The sequence below is a fragment of the Bacillus norwichensis genome, assembly GCF_014836955.1.
In the GTDB taxonomy this organism is placed as follows: domain Bacteria; phylum Bacillota; class Bacilli; order Bacillales; family Bacillaceae_C; genus Siminovitchia; species Siminovitchia norwichensis.
The window spans coordinates 20866-42576 of record NZ_JACSPV010000006.1; the positions used below are offsets into that span (position 1 = coordinate 20866).

Consider the following 21711-nt stretch of genomic DNA (forward strand, 5'->3'; position numbering starts at 1 on the left):
CCAAAAGCGAGTCGATGTTGACTTATCGTAGGAAGAGCCTCGAAGTACGCTAGTCGTTGGCGCTCGAAGCTGGACAAAGAAAGGCGAAGGGCGCCGTTTAGCGACGTACGGACTGGAGAGGATCTGACGAGATAAAGGAAACACGACGAGCCAAAAGCGAGTCGATGTTGACTTATCGTAGGAAGAGCCTCGAAGTACGCTAGTCGTTGGCGCTCGAAGCTGGACAATGAATAGCAAAGTCGTCTTAGTGGATACTTTCGCTAATCAACAAAAAACTTGAGGCCGCACACCTCAGGTTTTTTGTTTTTTAACGGAAGAAATCTTTTTGAAAAAGTAGTTTTTCAGCTTGATAAAAGTTATGATTAAGTACACAAATCAATACGGGAAGTGACTATTGAATGATTAAGCATATAAAACCGTATTCTGTATATATCCTTGCAGTTATATTGTTGACCCTTGGAGGGATCATGCTTGAACTGCTCCTTCCAACATTAATGGCTAATGTTGTTGACATTGGAATTGTCAATGGTGATATGTCCTATATATTGAAAACCGGCGGTCTCATGTTGGTTTTCGCCTTGGTCGCCATCATTCTGATGACTGGGGTTTCTTTTTTTGCATCCAAAACTGCTCTAGGCTTTGGAAGAGATATAAGGCGCAGTCTGTTTGTTAATGTAGAAAATTTCTCCTTGCAGGCTTTTGATAAAATCGGCACCGCATCATTAATTACTAGATCAACAAATGATGTAAAACAGGTGCAGGATGTTTTGAATATGATTTTGCGGATGATGACAAGGGCGCCATTGATGTTGATTGGCGGCATCATTATGGCTGTTACAAGAGAGCCGGGTTTATCCATTGTCTTTTTGGGCGCCCTTCCGTTGCTGGCACTTCTGATTTTTGTTATTTCGAGAAAAGCCATTCCTTTATTTGTTTCATTACAGAAGAAGACAGACAAATTAAACTTGATTGTACGTGAGAATTTAACCGGAGTCAGGGTAATCCGCGCTTTTAATAATGAACCTCATGAGAAAGAGCGTTTTGATACTGCAAACTTTGACTTTCGCGATACTGGAATCAAAGTAAATAAGATGATGGCTGTACTTTTTCCTGTCATGATGATTGTCATGAATTTTACAAGCGTTGCGATTGTGTGGTTTGGAGCTGTTCGGATTGATCAGGAAATTATGCAAGTCGGAAATCTAATGGCTTTCTTGCAGTACTCCATGATGATATTAATGTCGCTTATTATGCTGTCATTTGGATTTATTATGATCCCTCGTGCAAAAGCTTCTATGGATCGAATTAATGAAGTACTGAAAATGGAAAATGATATAGCTGATCCAGAGCACCCGAGGAGTGAGCAAGGTGAGCCTGGAACTATAGAATTCAGAGATGTTACGTTCCGATATGCTGGTGCGGAAAAACCGGTTCTTCAACGTCTTTCTTTTACTGCTGAAAAGGGAAAAACTACAGCGATTATTGGAAGTACAGGGTCAGGAAAATCGACTCTTATTAAATTGATTCCTAGATTTTATGATGTGGAACAAGGCTCTGTTTTGGTCGATGGTGTCGATGTAAGAGATATGCCGCAGGAAGCGTTAAGAGAAAAGATTGGCTATGTTCCGCAAAAAGCTGCTTTATTCAGTGGGACCGTTGCGGAAAATCTGCAATACGGTAATGAGGTAGCCAATGAGGAAGAGATGTGGGAAGCACTCGATATTTCACAGGCGACCGAATTTATAAAAGAGAAACAAGAGGGAGTCAATTTAATGGTTGAGCAGGCAGGGGCGAACTTGTCAGGAGGTCAAAAACAGCGTCTGTCGATTGCTCGCGCTTTAATTAGAAAACCTGAAATTTATCTCTTTGATGATAGCTTCTCGGCTTTGGACTATAAAACGGATGCAAAATTGAGGGCCGAGCTGACAAAAATAACAAAGGATGCAACTATTATTTTAGTGGCACAGAGAGTCAGCACCGTTACGGATGCTGATCAAATTATTGTTCTGGAAGAAGGACAAATCGCAGGCATAGGGACCCATCAAGAGCTGCTGGCGGAAAACCGCATCTACCAGGAAATTGTATCCTCGCAGCGTGCAGAGGAGGAAGGGGCATGAGCAAACAACGTGCAGGAGGAGTTCATCCAAGGCCCGGCGGGGGACCTGGACACGGGATTGCTCCAGGGGAAAAACCAAAAGAATTCAAAAAGACGCTAAAAAGATTGGCAGGTTATTTAAAGCCTCGGAAATACCAGCTATTGCTTGTTGCCATAGCAGCTATTTTGTCCACTTTGTTCAATGTCATTACACCTAAGCTGCTGGGGGATGCGACTTCTTCGATCTTTTCAAGTGTCACAAAAGGAACCAGTATTGATTTCACTTTTTTACAGGAATTACTGATTACACTGCTAATCCTGTATGTCATATCAGCGGCATTCACTTATTTACAGCAATATTTGATGGCGGGGGTATCACAGAAAACCACCGCTGAAATGAGGAAAGAAGTCTATGAAAAGTTGGCCAGGATGCCTTTAAGCTACTATGATCGGCATCCGCACGGCGATATTTTAAGCAGAGCCATCAATGATATAGATAATATTAACAACTCAATCCAGCAGGCGCTGTCCCAAATCATCACCTCCTTGATTGCAATTATTGGAACGCTGATTATGATGTTTGTAATCAGCCCGGTGTTAATGCTTGTAGTCTTGGTTACTTTTCCTTTGAGTGCGCTGGTCATTCGATTTGTAGCCTCATTTTCTCAGAAGCATTTTGTCAATCAGCAAAAGGAACTGGGTGATGTAAATGGGCACATTGAAGAAATGTTTTCGGGGCATCAAGTTGTCAGAGCGTATGGACATGAAAAAGCAGCTATCAAGAAGTTTGATGAAATCAACGAGCGCCTCTATCAATCTGGCTGGCGGGCACAATTTATAAGCGGAATTATGATGCCGCTCATGAACTTTGTTGGAAATCTGGGTTATGTTTTCGTCAGTATTGGCGGAGGATTGCTCGTCTTAAACGGCAGTATCCGGATTGGTGATGTTCAGGCATTTATTCAGTACTCACAGCAATTAACGCAACCGATGACGCAGGCAGCTGGTATTGCGAACATGATTCAAACGGCGCTAGCCTCGGCAGAGCGGGTATTTCATCTGTTAGATGAAGAAGAGGAGCGGAAGGAAGTGCCTGCTCAAGTCAATTTAGAAGAGTTGAAGGGAAAAATTGAATTTGAGCATGTTCGTTTCAGTTATGAAAAAGACAAACCGATTATTAAGGATTTAACTCTGAATGTTGAACCGGGTCAAACCATTGCGATTGTCGGGCCGACAGGAGCAGGAAAAACAACGATTATCAATCTGTTGATGAGGTTTTATGAATTGGATAACGGACGAATTTTGATAGACGGGGTTGATATCAACAGTCTTTCTCGGGAGCAGGCGCGTTCTATGTTTGCAATGGTTCTTCAGGATACATGGCTTTTCAACGGTACAATCAAGGATAATATTGCTTATGGGCGCGAAGGGGCAAACTATGAAGAGATTATTCAAGCAGCTAAAAGTGCCTACGCTGATGATTTTATCCGAACGCTTCCTGATGGTTACGAGACTATTTTAGGAGAAGACGCTTCAAACATCTCACAAGGACAGCGGCAGTTGCTAACAATCGCAAGAGCCATTTTATCTGACCCGAAAATATTGATTCTCGATGAAGCGACCAGCAGCGTCGATACTAGAACGGAAATGAATATCCAACGTGCTATGAACAAATTGATGGCAGGCCGAACAAGCTTTGTTATAGCTCACAGGCTTTCCACGATCCGAGATGCGGATATCATCCTAGTAATGAAAGACGGCGATATCATTGAAAAAGGGTCACATGAAGAATTGATGAAACTTAATGGTTTCTATGCTGACTTGTATGAAAGCCAGTTTACTGGAAAAGCAAGCTAAGCAAAAGGAGATGTGCGATAAATGAGTTCGTACGATCAAGAGCCAGTTTCGCACGATAAAACTGTTTTTCGCACGATTATTTAGACTATCGCACGATAATAGGATATTTCGCACGATCATCTTGAAAATCCACAATTATCGCGAGCAGACCGAAGTGGAGCCCCCTCATTCTTGAGGGGGCTCCATGCTATTGTTTATTAAAATATTCGCTGCCACCATCGTTTTTTCTTTTCTTTACGATGCGGGGTGGGCTCCTTATCATGCTTGTGCAGATGGTCTGTACAAAATTCTGCAGGCTCTGTTCCTTTTACAAAATAGGTCAGCCGGAAAACAGGGCATGAGTTCGTCGCTTTTTTGCCGTTGACCGGATCAATAGGTACGGCAATTACTTTGGCTGGGGGAGAGAAGGCTTGTTCCTTTTCGTCCTGACCTTCCAATGCGCGCTCCATGAAGCGAATCCAGATATTTTTTGCATATAATTTATCTGCCGTTAACGTGATTTCTTTTCCTTTATCATATCCTGTCCACACGATGGAAGCCAATTTTGGCGTAAAACCCACCATCCAGCTATCTGAGTTAGTAGAACCGGATTTTCCCGCATACTCCCGGCTCATGTGATTTACTATGGATTCCCCGGTAACTGTTGCGTATCCATTTAATTTTGGATCAAACATACCTGTCATCATATGGCTTAAAACAAAGGCAATCTCTGGTTCCAGTACCTGCTCTTTGATTTTCGGTGCCTCATAGATGACTTTGCCACGGAAATCCTCCACTCGAATGATGAAAACAGGCTCTACTTTCTTCCCGCCATTCGCTACAATGCTATAAGCATTAAGCAACTCAATCGGTTTGACTCCGGATGTTCCTAAAGCAAGAGAAGGGACCTCCTTCATCTTTGTGGAAATACCTAGCTTGCGAATTGTATCAACAAGGACATTTTGTCCAAGAAACAGATGAGTTTTAACAGCATATACATTATCAGATAAAGCGAGTGCCTGAGCCATTGTGACCTCTCCATTTGCGTATTGGTTGTTATAGTTATGCGGTGTATACTCAGATTGTCCATCTTTAAACTTGAAAGTCGTTGGCTCACTTCGCAATATAGTTGATGGAGTAAAACCATGCTCCAATGCAGCATAGTAGAGAAGCGGCTTTAGCGTTGAGCCTGGTTGCCTTACAGCCTGAGTCGCCCTATTAAAAGAACTGTTTTGGTAGTTCCTGCCGCCAACCAAGGCTGTTACATGGCCGGTTTCTGGGTCCATTGCGGCAAAGCCCGCTTGGATATCAGATGTTTCCGAAATCGTTCCACTTACGACTTCTTCAGCAATTTTTTGTTGTTTCACATCAAGGGCAGTGTATACTCTTAAACCACCAAGAGCAATACTTCTATTGTCCAGCCCGGCCTTATCCTTCAACTCCTTTTTTACAGTATCATAGAAATAAGGAGCCATTTCCGCCTGATGATGAGGATGCTTCCCAATGAAAGAAAGATGCTCCAGCGAAGCGGCTTTTGCTTCTTCTGGTGAAATCGCACCTGTTTTTTCCATTGCACTTAAAACAAGTCTTTGTCGGGACTTGGCCTTTTCTTCGGAAATGAGCGGAGAATAGATTCCGGGTCCTTTGGGGATGCCGGCGAGCATGGCCGACTCCGCAAGCGTTAGTTCTTTTGCGCTTTTCCCAAAATAAAACTGACTGGCGGCTTCAATTCCGTAAGCGCCGTGTCCGAATGAAATAGTGTTCATATAGCCTTCCAGAATCTCATCTTTATCGTAATTCACTTCAAGACGGATGGTATAAAAAGCTTCCAGTAACTTACGCGACCAGGTTTTATCAAGTGTTAAAAACAAATTTCGAGCATATTGCTGTGTAATCGTACTTGCTCCTTGAACTTTCCCCATAGCTTTGACATTTGCCGCCATGGCACCAGCAATTCTTTTCAAATCAAAACCGTGGTGGTTGTAAAAAGTACGATCTTCAATTGCAATCACTGCCTCTGAAACGTGTGAAGGTACCTCATCCAGTGAAATCCAATATCTTCTTTCCCCGCTGTTGCTTTCTCCTATTACAGAGCCATCAGCAGCGTAATATAATGTGGATTGGGGAATGGACAATGGCGGTGGTCCGAGAATTTTGATCCACAGCCAGAATGATAATAACACTAAAATAATGACTGTCGCAGCCAAAAGCGACAATACTGAAAATACTCGAAATGTCCTCCAGCCTTTCTTTGATTCCGTCACCGCTTCCAATTCCTCACCCCCTGAATTCTAGCAATCTCACTCAACAGTATGAGAGAAAAGGCGGCATTTTATTCATGAGCCAGTGAATTTCTTTCTTCTTCTAAAATAATGAATGTCGCTCGGATTTGCTCAATACAATCCATGCATAGACTTTCATTCGAAATTTTTCTATAATGAAAAGGTTACATTATATAAAAAGGGTGTGGCGGCGTTGACGGCTGATGTCCAAACTCCGGTTAAGATCCATCTCACGACAAAAATTCATCTTGATGGAGAAAAAGAAACATTTGAAATGATATTGTTTGGAAATTATTACCGAAAGAACAATGCGGTTTTTCTAAAATATGATGAGGTTCAGGAAGAAGGAACAGTTCATACACTTGTAAAAATTAATGAAGAAGAAGCAACGATTCTCAGAAAAGGGATCATCGATATGCGCATGAAATTCCGGCTGAATGAACAAAGAAACGGTTCTCACGCAAGTGAGTACGGTAGCCTTTTACTGTCCACGGATACAAACAAACTGGCTCACTATGAGTATGATGATAAATGTGAAGGCAGTATTAATCTTGGATATGATTTATATATGCAGGGTACTCATGCGGGAAGATATGATATGGAAATACAGTATAGGGAGGAAATTGGAAATCTATGAACGTTGTGGAGCAAAAGCAAGAGACACTGAAACAGGAGATTAAGAATGCAATTTTGAAAGCAGGACTGGCTGCAGAAGAAGAAATACCAGAAGTTATTCTGGAAACCCCGAAAGAAAAGTCTCATGGCGATTATTCTACTAATATGGCCATGCAGTTAGCTCGCATAGCAAAAAAAGCACCGAGAGCAATTGCTGAAGAGATTAAAGCGCATCTTGATGTATCGGAAGCATCCATTGACAAAATTGACATTGCCGGACCAGGTTTTATTAATTTTTATATGGATAATAGCTATTTGACGGAACTGGTTCCAGCGATTTTGGAAGCAGGCGACGAATACGGCCGCTCCGATGCAGGCAAAGGCGAGAAGATTCAGGTGGAATTTGTCTCCGCTAATCCTACTGGGGATCTCCATCTTGGACATGCTCGTGGCGCTGCGGTAGGCGATTCACTTTGTAATATTCTCAATAAAGCAGGCTATGAGGTTTCAAGGGAATATTATATCAATGACGCAGGAAACCAAATTAATAATCTCGCTCTTTCTGTGGAAGCTCGTTATTTCCAAGCGCTGGGTATTGACAAGCCGATGCCTGAAGATGGCTATCACGGTGAGGATGTCATTGGGATCGGAAAAAGACTTGCCGAAGAACATGGCGATAAGTATGTCCATGAAAGCGAGGAAGATCGCATCGCTTTCTTCCGCAGTTATGGCCTGGAGTTCGAGTTGAAAAAGCTCAAGGATGTCCTTGGGCAGTTCCGTGTAGCTTTTGACGTATGGTATTCGGAAACATCGCTGTACGAAAATGGAAAAATAGATGAGACACTTGAAGTGCTTAAGGAAAAGGGCCATCTGTATGAAAAAGAAGATGCGACCTGGTTCCGTTCGACTGATTTTGGCGATGACAAGGATCGCGTGCTAATTAAGAATGACGGCAGTTACACATATATTACACCGGATATTGCTTACCACCTTGATAAATTCAATCGTGGATTCGATAAATTAATTAACATCTGGGGTGCTGATCACCATGGTTACATCCCAAGAATGAGGGCGGCCATCGAAGCGCTGGGCTTTGATCCAAACAGACTTGAAGTAGAAATCATTCAGTTGGTCAACTTGTTTAAAGACGGAGAAAGAGTCAAGATGAGCAAGCGGTCAGGAAAGGCAGTAACCATGACTGACTTGATTGAAATGGTTGGACTGGATGCAGTGCGTTATTTCTTCGCAATGAGAAGCGGCGATACGCATTTGGATTTTGACCTTGATTTGGCTGTCGCTGAATCAAACGATAATCCAGTCTATTACGCTCAGTACGCGCATGCAAGAATTTGCAGCATACTGCGTTCTGCCGAGGAAAAGGGGATTTCCTATAAGATCAATGTTGATCTTTCTTTCTTGTCCAGCGAAAAATCAACGGACCTATTAAAGAAGCTCGGTGAATTCCCACAAGTAATTGCGGAAGCAGCTGATAAAAGAATTCCGCACCGTATCACTAATTATATTTTTGATTTGGCATCTGTTTTCCACAGCTATTACAATGCTGAAAAAGTATTGAACGAAGAACAGCTCGACGAAACGAAGGCTCGTCTTGCACTAGTGAATGCAACACAGATCACATTGAAAAACGCTCTGACATTGGTGGGCGTATCTGCACCGGAAAAAATGTAAATATTTTTTGATGGAAAGGAGTGCTGTTCAGGCGCTCCTTTTACTTTTTATGGAGGAAAGGTGGTATCTGACAAGACTGGAGGAGTTCCCTGCGAGACTGCGACGAAATTCTTTTTTAATCCAGCCTGAATATACATCGAGAAATATTCAGAATGAGAGATTTTCCTAAAAATTGGATGTAAGGGAGAAAAAATGATGAATCGTTGCGCAGATTTGGATTTATCGCCAAGCAGGCTTACGGATTTCAACCAGCCGTCGTACAGGACGTGCTAGTGCAAGCGAAGCGCTCCACAGGGATATGGCGCTTTAACTTCATTCAGCAGAAATCTCCGACTTCTGTAAGTGGGGGGTGAATGCGTAGTTATATTCAATGGGTGTTAAAAACCTGGCTTGAAATCCGGCGGTTGTCACAGGTTTTATCGAGCGAAGCTTAATAAAACCTGGCCGACATCAAATACGCCAAAGCGCATGAGATGTCGGCCAGCAAGGCATCCAGTCACACAAAAGTTTATTTAAGAAAGTTTTTTACGATGTAACTGAAATGAGTAGCTTGGCTGTGGTGGAACACCCTCATCAAAGGTGCCCTAAGGCTGTGCCCTTACTTTTATTATAAAAATCTTTTCAACAGCATTCCCATCCATCCTTTTAATCGAAAGGAAAAAGGTGGATCTACAAGATCTTCCAAGGACAACCTGCTGGAAAGATCGATATCCTCCTGAACGATTCTTTCAGCTTCCTGAATGAATTCTTGATTGTAAATGAAACAATTAATTTCGTAGTTCAGTCTAAAGCTCCTGTAATCAAAATTGGCTGTTCCGATATCGCAAATCCGTCCGTCTATTAAAATGACTTTCGCATGAAAAAAACCCTCTTCATATTGATAGACAGTCCCTCCAACTGCAAGAAGTCTATGCAAATACTGGAGTGAAGCCTCCTTCACAATCGGATGATCCGACTTGTTCGGAACAAGAATGGATACAGCGATGCCTCTTTGAATAGCCTTCAAGAGTCCTTCCATCAGTTTTTCAGGAGGAATGAAGTAGGGAGTACCGATAAAAATCCTCTTTTCAGCTTGGTTAATGAGCTGTAGAATTTCTTCTTCCGCGTTGACTCCACGCGTTGGAAAAAAACGGTAGAACATCGGCCCATTCTCCAGAATAGGGAAAAGAGAAAGGTCCTCCAAATGGCAAACTCCTGTTGCTTGCTTCCAGTCCAACAGAAATTCTGTCTGCAAATCAGCGATGCCTTCTCCTTGGACCCTAAGGTGATAGTCACGCCAAGGTGAAAGAACAGGGTCCAGATCGATATACTCTTTTCCCACATTAAATCCGCCTACATAACCGATCTTCCCATCGATGATGGTCACTTTTCGATGATTTCTTTGCTGGAGAGAGAAGAAGAAAAAGGGTAAGCGAGGGCGGTGGCAAAATGTGACTTCAACTCCGGCAGAGCGGGCCTGTTTAATAAGCTTTTTTGATACTTCTCTGCTTCCGAACCAGTCTAGCAAAAGCCGCACCTTTACTCCTTTTCGGGCTTGATCGATCAATATTTCAAAAAACAGTTGGCTGAAGCGGTCCTTTTTTACAATATAAAAGAGGACATGGATGCTCGATTCCGCTTTGTAAAGATCATTAAAGTAATGAGAGAAAAGGTCAGGGCCGCTTGTGATTAATTGCAAGTGCCCTCTTCTAACAGGATAGCTGCTAAGCCTTGTTTTTTTTCCATGAACATATCTGGCAGTAAAAAAATCCATAGAAGCGGCAATTATTATAACAGCTATGAAAATGATAGACCCAATCAGCCACTTCAATGGAAACCCCTCCTCAAAACATAAATGAAAGAAGAACACTTAATTAGTATTCCCCAAAACAATGATGAAAAAGCTGTGAAAACGGAATAAATCATGTATAATTACATTTAATCTAAAAAAGTTAAAGTTGGATGCGGTTGCTTTTCGTGCTTTTAGCATGAAAGCTGAAAAGGGAAGTTGGTGAAATTCCAACGCGGTCCCGCCACTGTAAATGGGAGTCTTCTACTTAAACCACTGTGTTTTTGATGCATGGGAAGGAGTAGGATACGATGAACATGAGCCAGGAGACCTGCCGAGTCCAAACACCAAAAACCTGCGCGGATAGGAGAGGTGACAAACAGCTGGTAATATCTGTTTGGTATTCTTGTCCTTATACATACTCATCTCCTGCGCATGGGGATGTTTTTTTATTTTTTATATAGGAGGATTTACTGTATGAAAAAAATTTATTCATTGTTAATGGCATTATTGCTGGTAGGATTTTTGACAGCCTGTGGCAATCAGGAAGATGCTAATACAGGGAAAGAAAATACAGAACCTAAAACCGAGCAAGCTTCAGAGGAAAGTTTTCCGGTTACATTAAAAGACGCGGTAGATAAAGAAGTTACCATTGATAAGAAGCCGGAAAAAATTGTTTCTCTCATTCCAAGCAACACAGAAATTCTTTTTGCTCTTGGTGGAGGAAATGAAGTTGTAGGTGTTTCTGATCATGATAATTACCCTGAAGATGTAAAAGACAAAGAGAAGGTGGCAGGGCTTGAATTAAACATTGAAAAAATCATTTCTTTGAAGCCGGATCTTGTTTTGGCACATGCTTCGGCCGGAGATATGTGGGATACTGGGATAAAACAATTGGAGGACAGCGGGATACCAGTTCTTGTTGTTCACAATGCTGAAAGTTTTGATGAAGTGTATGATACGGTTGATTTTATTGCCAAAGCAACTGGACATTCGGAAGAAGCTCCAAATGTTACTGATGCGATGAAAGCAAAGTTGGATGAGATTGAAAAGAAAGCGGCTGGAATCAAGGAAGAGGATCAAAAATCAGTGTATGTAGAAATTTCTCCGGCGCCTGAAATCTATGGAGCTGGAAAAAATACATTTATGGACCAAATGCTGAAAACAATCAGCGCAAAGAATGCTGTTCAAGAAGAGGGCTGGCCAATGATGAACGAGGAAGCGATCATCAAAGCAAATCCCGATGTGATCATCGTGAACTATAATTATGTGGAAAATGCGGTGGACCAAGTACTTGATCGCAAAGGCTGGCAAGACGTTACAGCAATCAAAGACAAGAAGGTTTATATGGTAGATGAAAATCTTGTAAGCCGTTCTGGTCCGCGGATCGTTGAAGGAGTAGAGGAGCTTGCAAAAGCTGTTTATCCGGAAGTTTTCGGCAAATAACATTACAGCATATTCAGCGGCAATCATTTTTATGGTTGCCGCCATTCTTGCTGGTATTTCGATAGGATCTGTGAGAGTCCCTGTAGGAGATATTGTAAATATAATGTTTGGGAAGGTTCTGCCTGTTTTAAACGGGAAACAAACAGATCCGATGTATGCCAATATTGTTATGAATATTCGCCTTCCTCGTGTGGTGCTGGCAGGTCTTGTTGGTGCGTCACTTGCAATTGCAGGCGCGGCTTTTCAAGGACTGCTTCGTAATCCACTTGCTGATCCGTACACGCTGGGAGTTTCATCTGGTGCTTCTGTCGGAGCGGTTGTTACTTTGTTCTACCAAATCTCCTTGCCATTGGTGGGAATATATACCCTGCCTCTCCTAAGTATTGCTTCAGCATTCATCACTATTGTCATTGTGCTTTTTTTTGCCAAAAGTATCGACAAATCCATGAAAGTGGAAACAATCATTCTAACGGGCATTATTTTTAGTTCATTTCTAGGTGCCCTCATCTCCTTGATGATTGCTTTGTCCGGGGAGGAACTTCGGCAAATCATTGGTTGGCTGCTGGGAAGTGTCTCAATGAGAGGCTGGAGCTATGTGCAAATTATTTTGCCATTCCTGATTGTAGGGAGCGTTGTGCTTTTATTGAATGCAAGAGAACTGAATGCCATTGCCTTTGGAGAAGAGCGTGCCCAATATCTTGGTGTCAATGTGCCTGTTAGGAAGTTTGCAGTACTTGCTGCCAGCTCCATGATCACTGGATCTGCAGTAGCTGTTTCCGGTGCAATCGGCTTTGTGGGGCTGGTCATCCCGCATCTAACCAGAATATTATGGGGACCGGATCATAAGCATCTTTTGCCGCTCTCCATGTTAATCGGTGCAGGATTCCTTATTTTGGCTGATTTGGCTGCAAGGAGTGTCATTGAACCGGCAGAAATTCCTATAGGTGTTATCACTGCATTGATAGGAGCTCCTGTATTTGCTTTTATTTTGTTGAGAAGACGAATGGAAAGAAGTGGATGACATGCTTCAAGTGAAAAATCTTTCTGGTGGCTATTCGGACGTAAATATTTTAAGAAATGTATCTTTTTCTGTCAGCCGGGGAGAATTGTTTGGAATTCTTGGGCCGAATGGAAGCGGAAAGTCGACTCTGCTTAAAATGATAAGCAGGGTTCTTTCAATTAAAGATGGGGAAATATTACTTGATGGCTGTGCTCTTCAACAATATTCCTCGAAAAAGCTTGCCAGGCTGTTAGCCGTATTGCCGCAAGTCACAAGTGAAGTCTTCCCTTTCACGGTTAAAGAAACAGTTGAACTGGGAAGGTATGCTCATCAGCGTGGTTTGTTTCAAACATGGAGCCCGAAAGATGAGGCAGTTGTCCAAGAAGTAATGGCCTTGACAAAGATCAAGGAATTTCAGGGGGCATCATTGCAGGAGCTGTCCGGAGGCGAGCGGCAAAGAGCTTTTCTAGCTCAGGCACTTGCACAGGAACCGGACATACTTCTACTTGACGAACCAACAAATCATCTGGACTTGTCTCATCAAAAGGGTTTGCTTGATCAATTAAAAAGTTGGGCAAGGCAAAGAGGACTTACAGTTGTTACGGTTTTTCATGATCTGAATCTGGCCAGTCTTTATTGCGACCGTCTGCTTATTTTAAATGAAGGGGAAGTTATTTGCTTTGGCACACCAGAAGAGGTTTTGAATGAAACATTAATACAACAGGTTTATAAAACAGCTTTGGAAAATCACCCGCACCCGGAGGTACCGAAACCTAATATAGTCCTCATTCCAGATCCAGAGTGGGGTGAAAGGCTAACCTTAGATGAAAGTTATTTATCCAGAAATAATGAGGGTGTCACGTTTCATTCGCCTGTCCCGCTAAAAACAATAGCGTCTGCTCCAAAAGGATCTGGTCTGGGGTGGAAGGAAAAATTCGTCATTTGTAAAAGCAGGCTACTCATAGAAAAAAATGAAAACACTGTTGAGATGCAGGCCTATTCAGCTGAACAGCTTTACACTCATTATGCTGCATATCATGAAGAGGGATTTTCCATATTAATCATATTGACTGCAGATTGTCGTTTGCATTATTTTCATACTTGGCTTTTTATCAATGGGCATGTTAGTGAAAATACCTTGATTGAAGCACTGATAACTGTTTCAGAAGGGAAGCAAACGGCTTTGAAAGAAAAGCCCCGTCCAAATGGATGGGAAGATGGTATTGTGGTGGCCGCAACGCAAAAAGGTGAGAACTTAACGACGGGAAGACTCTCTTCCAAACTGGGACAAACTATCCTAAACGGGATGTTGGATTGCTCGGAAAAACTATTCAATAGCATCAAATCAAGCTTGTCGAATTAATATAGTTTTTGAATTTCATCCAGCAGAAGTCTCCCACTTCTGTAAGTGGTCAGATGAAAGCCTATTGGTATGACATTCAGTGGGGGTTCAAACCCCGACTGAATAAGGTCAACACAGGTTTTGCAAATACGCCATGGCGCATAGAATAAAACAAAGAAAGGAGGAGAAAAGATTTGGATGTTCATGAGAAGTTGGATTTGATTTTGGAAATTCTCGGTGGTCACAGTGATTTGCTTGGAGCATTAATTAATGGCCAGCAGGAGATAAAGGCTGATTTGGATGGAGGCAGGTTAGTGACATTCAAAAGGTTTGATGACGTGAATAAAAAAAATTATTCATCTGAGGCAAGTAGGACGAGTTGGAAGCAAAAGTCGAGCTTTTGGAAAATCGGACATGGACGAATGAATTGAATCAGATATTCACCGCTTCAAAAATTTAATTGGATTGAAGTAAAACGCAAATAGCCTCGGAAGAATCTCTCATCAATGTAAACTCCAAATAATATAACCTGCCTATTAAATATTTCCTTTTTAGCTGTCCCTAGTTATTACGGTGTGGATAGCTTTTTCATTTTCTACCTTGACTGAATGCTCATTCATTATATAATAGAGTTAATAACTTTCAGAAAAATCATTTGTTATGTAAACATTTGGAAGGGAGCGGTTACATCATATGCAAGCTTTGCTGTGGTTGAACTGGATAGCGTTCTTGCTTGTCACTGCATATGGCATTTCTCTTTTTGTCTATGTCGTCAGGACACGCATCAAGTTTATTAAACTTGGAAAAAAAGCTGAATTTGATCGTGATGTCAAAGAGCGGCTGAAAAACATTTGGACATTTGTTTTCGGACAAAAAAAGCTGCTCAAAGATAAGAAGAGCGGCATCATCCATGTCATGTTTTTTTATGGATTTATTCTTGTGCAATTTGGTGCAATCGATTTCATTTGGAAAGGGTTAGTTCCGGGTTCGCATTTACCTCTCGGTCCTATCTATCCTGGATTTAAATTTTTCCAGGAAATTGTGACGCTCATTATATTGGTTGCAGTTGTAGGGGCATTTTATAGGCGGTATGTTGAAAAGTTAGTGAGGCTAAAGCGCGGATTTTATGCTGGTCTTGTCCTTCTTTTCATCGGAGGACTAATGTTGTCTGTTTTGCTTGGGAATGGAATGGCGCTTATTTGGCAAGGAGAGGCTCTGAAGTGGGCTGAGCCTGTGGCTTCTGGGATTGCAGCCGTATTCAGTTGGATGAGCCCGCTTGCTTCCGGAGTTGTATTTTATATCGCTTGGTGGATTCATCTCCTGATTTTACTTGCTTTTCTTGTTTATGTGCCGCAATCAAAGCACGCTCACTTGATCGCAGGCCCAGCAAATGTTTATTTGGAGCCGCTGGATGGAGGTAGGAAGCTTTCGCCGATTGATTTCGAGGATGAAACAGCCGAGACTTTCGGTGTGGGAAAAATCAATGAATTCACAGACCTTCAGTTGGTGGATCTTTATGCTTGTGTGGAATGTGGTCGCTGTACGAATATGTGTCCAGCGACAGGTACAGGAAAGATGTTGTCCCCGATGGATATCATGATTAAACTCAGGGACCATTTAACGAATTACGGGGCCGCCGTAACGAGAAAGCAGCCATGGGTTCCTACTTATGCTTTTGCGAACACGCTTGGCAATCAAATTGCAAAGGCAGGTACAGGAGAAGCTGCATCTGAAGTAGCCGCATCATTAGATTACCAGCCAAGTATGATTGGCGATATTATCACGGAAGAGGAATTATGGGCATGTACAACGTGCAGGAATTGTGAAGATCAGTGCCCGGTCATGAACAAACATGTTAGTCATATTATCGATATGCGCCGCTATCTTGTGCTTACGGAAGGTAAAATGAATCCAGATGCACAGCGAGCCATGCAAAATATTGAAAGGCAGGGCAACCCTTGGGGGCTGAATCGGAAAGAAAAAGAGAACTGGCGTGAGCTTCGCGAAGATGTACAGGTACCAACCGTTAAAGAGCTGAAGAAAGCCGGAGAAGAATTCGAATATCTGCTTTGGGTGGGATCAATGGGTGCGTTTGACAATCGCAGTCAGAAGATCGCCTTGTCGTTTGTGAAATTATTGAATGAAGCTGGCGTTAAATTTGCTATTCTTGGAAACAAGGAGAAAAACTCTGGTGATACGCCTCGGCGTCTCGGCAATGAATTTTTATTCCAAGAGCTGGCTGCTGCCAACATTAAAGAATTTGAGAAAAATGAAGTTAAAAAAATTGTGACAATTGATCCTCATGCATATAATATATTTAAAAATGAGTATCCTGATTTTGGGTTAGAAGCCCAAATTTATCATCATACCGAGCTGCTTGATCAGTTGGTGAAAGAAGGACGCTTAAAAGCAAAATATGAAGTAAATGAAAAAATCACTTTTCACGATTCCTGTTATCTTGGGCGTTATAATGACGTTTATGATCCTCCAAGAGAAATTCTCAAATCGATTCCGGGCGTTACACTCGTAGAAATCGAAAGAAACCGTGAAAGCGGCATGTGCTGCGGAGCCGGCGGCGGGTTGATGTGGATGGAGGAAGATACAGGACAGCGCATTAACGTTGCCAGAACTGAGCAGGCTCTTGCTGTCAATCCTTCTATTATCAGTTCCGGATGCCCATACTGTCTCACGATGCTGTCAGATGGTACCAAAGCAAAAGAAGTTGAGGATACAGTAAAAACATATGATGTAGCAGAGCTATTGGAAAAGGCCGTATTTGGAGAGGCGGGAACGGTTAAAGCTTTGTAGGTGCTTCTTTTAACAGAAGCGCCTCTTTCTAAAAAGGATCAATCGAGTGAGCGTTCAGTCGTATGATTGAAAGCGTTTTACATGTGGCTGGGGAAGCATATCAGCTTCAGAGTTCAGGGACTGGCAAACATCGCCCTCCATTTTTATATGGTTGTTTAATGGAGAAATGGTAACAGAGGATAGCTTAGCCTCGCAATGATAAATCCAATTATGGCGGTTGATGTACTATACCTCATTTTACCAAGTTAACCAAACTGTATTCACTTTTCTGTCCTGTGTTTGTACGTTATTAAATGGCATCTATGTAATTCTAATAGATTAAAAGGGAGATGAAAGAATGGCTAGAACAGCAATTCTTGAAGGTGCAAGAACCCCATTTGGGAAATTTGGCAGCAGTTTAAGTTCATTGACTGCATCTGACCTAGGCGGAGTCGCCGTAAAAGAAGCGTTGGTCAGATCGAATGTAAGGCCGGAGGAAGTTCAGGAAGTGATTCTTGGTACAGTTTTACAAGGAGGTCAAGGGCAAATTCCATCAAGGCAAGCAGCAAGGAAGGCAGAGATACCCTGGGAAGTGAAGACGGAAACTGTGAATAAGGTGTGTGCTTCAGGAATGAGGGCTGTCACTTTGGCGGATCAGATTATCCGAGCAGGTGATGAGGAAGTCATTGTGGCCGGCGGTATGGAATCGATGTCCAATGCCCCTTATGTATTGCCAAAAGCGCGATGGGGCCACAAGATGGGAGACGCATCGGTAATCGACCTAATGATCCATGATGGCCTGATGTGCTCTTTTTCTGGTGTCCATATGGGAACATACGGAAATAATAGTGCACTAAGGTATGAGATTACGAGAGAAGCTCAGGATAACTGGGCACTTAGAAGCCATGAACTAGCTATCCAGGCAAGAGATAGTGGAGTTTTTGCAGAGGAGATCGTTCCAGTAAAAGTCCCGCAGCGAAAAGGAGATCCGCTTGTTGTGGACCAGGATGAGGGGCCAAGGAGCGATACATCGATAAAGAAATTAGCCCAGCTCAAACCTGCTTTCGGACCGGATGGAACGATCACTGCTGGTAATGCTCCAGGAGTGAACGATGGTTCAGCTGCTCTCGTGTTAATGAGCGAAGAACGAGCAAATCGCGAAGATAGAAAGCCACTTGGATTCATTGTCGGTCATGCAGAGGTTGCAGTTGAGGCAAAAGATTTTCCCGAAACTCCAGGTCTTGTTATCAATAAGTTGTTAAAAAAATGTGGGAAAACAGCTGAAGAAATTGATCTTTTTGAAATTAACGAAGCTTTTGCCGCTGTTGCGTTGGTGAGCTGCAAAATCGCTGGGCTTGATCCTCAAAGAGTGAACGTAAACGGAGGAGCCGTAGCGCTTGGGCATCCTATTGGTGCAAGCGGTGCCAGGATTATTTTGACGCTCGCTTATGAGCTAAGGCGTCGTGGAGGAGGGATTGGGATTGCTTCAATATGTTCGGGCGGAGGCCAGGGCGATGCAGTAATGATTGAGGTTCCTAGAAACGATTGATGGGGAGGCAATAGTAAATGCAAATCGAAACAGTGATGGTTGTTGGTGCTGGCCAGATGGGAGCAGGGATTGCGCAAGTTTGTGCACAAGCAGGCTATCAAGTTCATTTAAACGATATGAAAGAAGAAATCGTTGAAAAAGGGCTGGAGGTTATTGCTGAAAATTTGGATAGACAGGTTCAGAAAGAAAGGATTAGCTCAGAAGAGAAAGAAAGTATTCTTTCAAGATTTATTAAATCAACTGATTTAAAAGACGCCAAGAATGTGGATATTGTGATTGAGGCGGCTGTTGAAAATTTAAAGATAAAAATGCAGATCTTCGAGAACCTGGATCAATATGCACCGGCTCATGCTATCTTAGCAACCAATACATCTTCTCTACCCATCACAGAAATTGCAGCAGCTACGAATCGTCCAGAAAAGGTAATAGGCATGCACTTCATGAACCCGGTTCCTGTTATGAAACTAGTGGAAATTATCAGAGGGCTTGCAACAGAAGAAGAAGTGTACCAGGCTGTGGAGACGATGACGGAGCGTTTGAAAAAGGTACCAGTAGAAGTGAATGATTTTCCAGGATTTGTGTCAAATCGGGTTCTCATGCCTATGATTAATGAGGCAGTTTACACATTATATGAAGGAGTTGCAACAAAAGAAGCAATTGATGAAGTGATGAAGCTTGGGATGAATCATCCAATGGGGCCGTTGACTCTTGCAGATTTTATCGGTCTCGACACGTGCCTTTACATTATGGAGACACTTCATGAAGGCTTTGGGGACGATAAATACAGGCCTTGTCCTCTATTGAGAAAGTATGTAAAAGCAGGCTGGCTTGGAAAAAAATCGGGTCGTGGGTTTTATGAATATCCATCGAATGACAAATAATCAACTAAAAACGTCGGGGAATGAAGGAGGACACGATGAACCTTCAATTTACAGAAGAACAGTTGATGATGAGAGAAATGGTACGCAGATTTGCTGAAACCGATATTAAGCCAAACATTGAAAGAATGTCAACCGGGGAGTTTCCAAGAGAGATCATCGAGAAAATGGGTAAGCTGGGCCTGATGGGCATCACTACTCCGGAACATTACGGAGGAGCGGGGATGGACTTTATCTCCTATATCATTGCAATCCATGAACTTTCAAAAGTTAGTGCGACAGTGGGAGTCATTTTGTCGGTCCATACTTCTGTCGGGACGAACCCAATTCTCCAGTTCGGGACGGAAGAGCAGAAACAGACATTTGTTCCGAAGCTTGCGAGAGGAAAATCGTTGGCAGCATTTTGTCTTACAGAGCCAGGGGCAGGTTCGGATGCGGGAGCCATCAAATCCAGAGCAATCAAAAGAGGAGAGCATTATGTGATCAATGGCTCCAAGATATTCATCACGAACGGTGGGGAAGCCGATATCTATATTGTTTTTGCTGTGACAGATCCAACAAAAGGGAGCCGTGGAATTTCTGCTTTTATTGTTCAAAAGGACACTCAGGGACTTCTCATTGGAAAAGACGAAAAGAAGATGGGACTAGACGGATCGAGAACGGTTTCTCTCACCTTTGAAGACATGAAAGTTCCTGTAGAAAACCTGCTAGGGGAAGAGGGAAAAGGCTTCAAAATTGCAATGGCCAATTTGAATATTGGTAGGATTGGGATTGCTGCACAGGCTCTTGGTATTGCTGAAGCCGCTTTTGAAGCAGCAGTCGAATATGCAAAGGATCGCAAGCAGTTCGGCAAACCGATTGCTGAACAGCAGGGCGTGGCTTTTAAACTTGCCGACATGGGAACCAATGTAGAAAGTGCTAGATTATTGCTTTATCGTGCGGCTGATCTTTGTTCAACAGGAAGTCAATGTGTAAAGGAAGTATCGATGGCAAAGTTGTTTGCTTCCAGAACCGCAATGGAAAATGCCACTGAGGCAATTCAAGTATTCGGTGGGTACGGGTACACGAAGGACTTTCCGGTGGAACGCTTTTTTAGAGATGCTAAAGTGACGGAAATATATGAAGGAACAAGTGAAATTCAAAGGATTGTCATCAGTAAGCAATTGTTGAAATAGGGAGTAACTAGGTTGAGGAGGAGTCTGAATGAATTTTAAATTAAGTGAAGAACATGAGATGATCAGAAAAATGGTGCGCGACTTTGCAAAAAACGAAGTGGAGCCGACCGCAGCGGAGCGTGATGAAGAAGAGCGCTTTGACGTGGAGATTTTTCAAAAAATGGCGGGTCTTGGATTGACGGGTATTCCATGGCCGGAAAAATATGGCGGTATCGGCAGTGATTATCTGGCGTACTGCATTGCGGTCGAAGAATTGTCCCGCGTCTGTGCCTCCACCGGAGTAACGCTTTCTGCACATACATCCCTTGCAGGTTGGCCCGTTTATAAATTTGGCACAGAGGAGCAGAAGCAGAAATATCTGAAGCCGATGGCAGAAGGCGAAAAGATGGGGGCTTACGGTCTGACGGAGCCAGGTTCCGGATCAGATGCAAGCGGTATGAGGACAACGGCCAAACGCGACGGGGACCATTATGTTTTAAACGGCTCCAAGATTTTTATAACAAATGGAGGCATCGCTGATATTTATGTTGTATTTGCCCTGTTGGATCCAGAGGATAAGCGAAGCTCCACAGCTTTTATTATTGAGAAAGACTTTGAAGGGTTCTCTGTCGGAAAAAAAGAGAAGAAACTGGGTATCCGGTCCTCTCCTACAACTGAAATCATTTTTGAAGATTGCAAGGTCCCGGTGGAAAATGTGTTGGGAGAGGAAGGGCAAGGCTTTAAAATTGCCATGATGACTCTTGACGGCGGTCGAAACGGAATTGCAGCACAGGCTGTCGGAATCGCCCAAGGTGCGTTGGATGCTGCTGTCGAGTATGCAAAGGAACGTAAGCAATTTGGAAGACCCATCGTTGACAATCAGGCTATCTCCTTTAAATTAGCAGATATGGCAACAAGTATTGAAGCATCAAGACTACTAACCTATCAAGCGGCGTGGCTTGAGTCTGAAGGTCTTCCATATGGGAAAGAATCGGCCATGTCTAAACTGATGGCTGGAGATACAGCAATGAAAGTGACAACCGAAGCAGTACAGATATTTGGCGGCTACGGATATACGAAGGACTATCCGGTTGAACGGTATATGCGTGACGCCAAAATCACTCAAATATATGAAGGTACGCAGGAAATCCAAAGGCTTGTCATCTCTAGAATGTTAACGAACTAGAAAAGCGAAGGGCGACGTTTAGCGACGTACAGACTGAGCTGAAATGTGGAAGACGGCTGTTTAGGGGCGACAAGCGCTGGAGGG

At 42.9% G+C, this 21711-nt stretch carries 15 protein-coding genes and 1 riboswitch; of the genes, 13 read left to right on the forward strand and 2 right to left on the reverse strand.

The genetic code is table 11. The features are described 5' to 3' along the window. Positions 1-398: 398 nt before the first annotated feature. Entirely contained in the window at positions 399-2117 is a 1719-nt protein-coding gene (locus tag H9631_RS04945; protein ID WP_191810509.1) for an ABC transporter ATP-binding protein, read from the forward strand. Beyond that, positions 2114-3952 carry an ABC transporter ATP-binding protein gene (locus H9631_RS04950; RefSeq protein ID WP_191810511.1) on the forward strand — a complete coding sequence of 613 codons (1839 nt, stop codon included), beginning with the start codon at positions 2114-2116 and terminating at the stop codon, positions 3950-3952. The genes H9631_RS04945 and H9631_RS04950 overlap by 4 nt, the downstream gene beginning before the upstream one ends. A 197-nt stretch (positions 3953-4149) precedes the next feature. Here H9631_RS04950 and H9631_RS04955 read toward each other — a convergent pair whose 3' ends face one another. Further along, positions 4150-6204, reverse strand: a complete 2055-nt coding sequence (locus H9631_RS04955; protein WP_191810513.1) for a transglycosylase domain-containing protein — start codon at positions 6202-6204, stop codon at positions 4150-4152. 193 nt (positions 6205-6397) lie between these two features. Between H9631_RS04955 and H9631_RS04960 the strand changes: the two genes are divergently transcribed. After that, positions 6398-6850 carry a DUF1934 domain-containing protein gene (locus tag H9631_RS04960; RefSeq protein ID WP_318246772.1) on the forward strand — a complete coding sequence of 151 codons (453 nt, stop codon included), beginning with the start codon at positions 6398-6400 and terminating at the stop codon, positions 6848-6850. Beyond that, the gene (gene argS / locus H9631_RS04965) at positions 6847-8517 is read left to right on the forward strand and encodes an arginine--tRNA ligase (protein ID WP_191810516.1); all 1671 of its coding nucleotides are present in this window, start codon (positions 6847-6849) and stop codon (positions 8515-8517) included. The genes H9631_RS04960 and argS overlap by 4 nt, the downstream gene beginning before the upstream one ends. Before the next feature lie 607 nt (positions 8518-9124). Here argS and cls read toward each other — a convergent pair. Beyond that, positions 9125-10327 carry a cardiolipin synthase gene (cls, locus tag H9631_RS04970; RefSeq protein ID WP_191810518.1) on the reverse strand — a complete coding sequence of 401 codons (1203 nt, stop codon included), beginning with the start codon at positions 10325-10327 and terminating at the stop codon, positions 9125-9127. A 117-nt stretch (positions 10328-10444) separates the two neighbouring features. Next, positions 10445-10638: riboswitch (cobalamin riboswitch) on the forward strand. 124 nt (positions 10639-10762) lie between these two features. On the opposite strand from cls, the gene H9631_RS04975 reads away from it, so the two are divergent. The 9 genes from H9631_RS04975 to H9631_RS05015 all read left to right on the forward strand — a co-directional run bounded on the left by H9631_RS04975 (position 10763) and on the right by H9631_RS05015 (position 21627). Then, positions 10763-11731 carry an ABC transporter substrate-binding protein gene (locus H9631_RS04975; RefSeq protein ID WP_191810520.1) on the forward strand — a complete coding sequence of 323 codons (969 nt, stop codon included), beginning with the start codon at positions 10763-10765 and terminating at the stop codon, positions 11729-11731. Beyond that, the gene (locus tag H9631_RS04980; protein ID WP_191810522.1) at positions 11694-12752 is read left to right on the forward strand and encodes a FecCD family ABC transporter permease; all 1059 of its coding nucleotides are present in this window, start codon (positions 11694-11696) and stop codon (positions 12750-12752) included. The genes H9631_RS04975 and H9631_RS04980 overlap by 38 nt, the downstream gene beginning before the upstream one ends. Before the next feature lies 1 nt (position 12753). Continuing rightward, positions 12754-14094 (forward strand): ABC transporter ATP-binding protein, encoded by a 1341-nt coding sequence (locus H9631_RS04985; protein ID WP_191810524.1) that lies wholly within the window; start codon positions 12754-12756, stop codon positions 14092-14094. A gap of 173 nt (positions 14095-14267) precedes the next feature. Further along, positions 14268-14504, forward strand: coding sequence for a hypothetical protein (locus tag H9631_RS04990; protein WP_191810526.1), 237 nt, complete (start codon positions 14268-14270; stop codon positions 14502-14504). 262 nt (positions 14505-14766) lie between these two features. Next, entirely contained in the window at positions 14767-16881 is a 2115-nt protein-coding gene (locus tag H9631_RS04995; RefSeq protein ID WP_191810528.1) for a (Fe-S)-binding protein, read from the forward strand. Between the two features lie 337 nt (positions 16882-17218). Further along, positions 17219-18409 carry an acetyl-CoA C-acetyltransferase gene (locus H9631_RS05000; protein ID WP_191810530.1) on the forward strand — a complete coding sequence of 397 codons (1191 nt, stop codon included), beginning with the start codon at positions 17219-17221 and terminating at the stop codon, positions 18407-18409. 17 nt (positions 18410-18426) lie between these two features. Continuing rightward, positions 18427-19290 (forward strand): 3-hydroxybutyryl-CoA dehydrogenase, encoded by an 864-nt coding sequence (locus tag H9631_RS05005; RefSeq protein ID WP_191810532.1) that lies wholly within the window; start codon positions 18427-18429, stop codon positions 19288-19290. 35 nt (positions 19291-19325) lie between these two features. Further along, entirely contained in the window at positions 19326-20462 is a 1137-nt protein-coding gene (locus H9631_RS05010; RefSeq protein WP_191810534.1) for an acyl-CoA dehydrogenase, read from the forward strand. 28 nt (positions 20463-20490) lie between these two features. Continuing rightward, the gene (locus H9631_RS05015; protein ID WP_191810536.1) at positions 20491-21627 is read left to right on the forward strand and encodes an acyl-CoA dehydrogenase; all 1137 of its coding nucleotides are present in this window, start codon (positions 20491-20493) and stop codon (positions 21625-21627) included. Positions 21628-21711 lie beyond the last annotated feature (84 nt).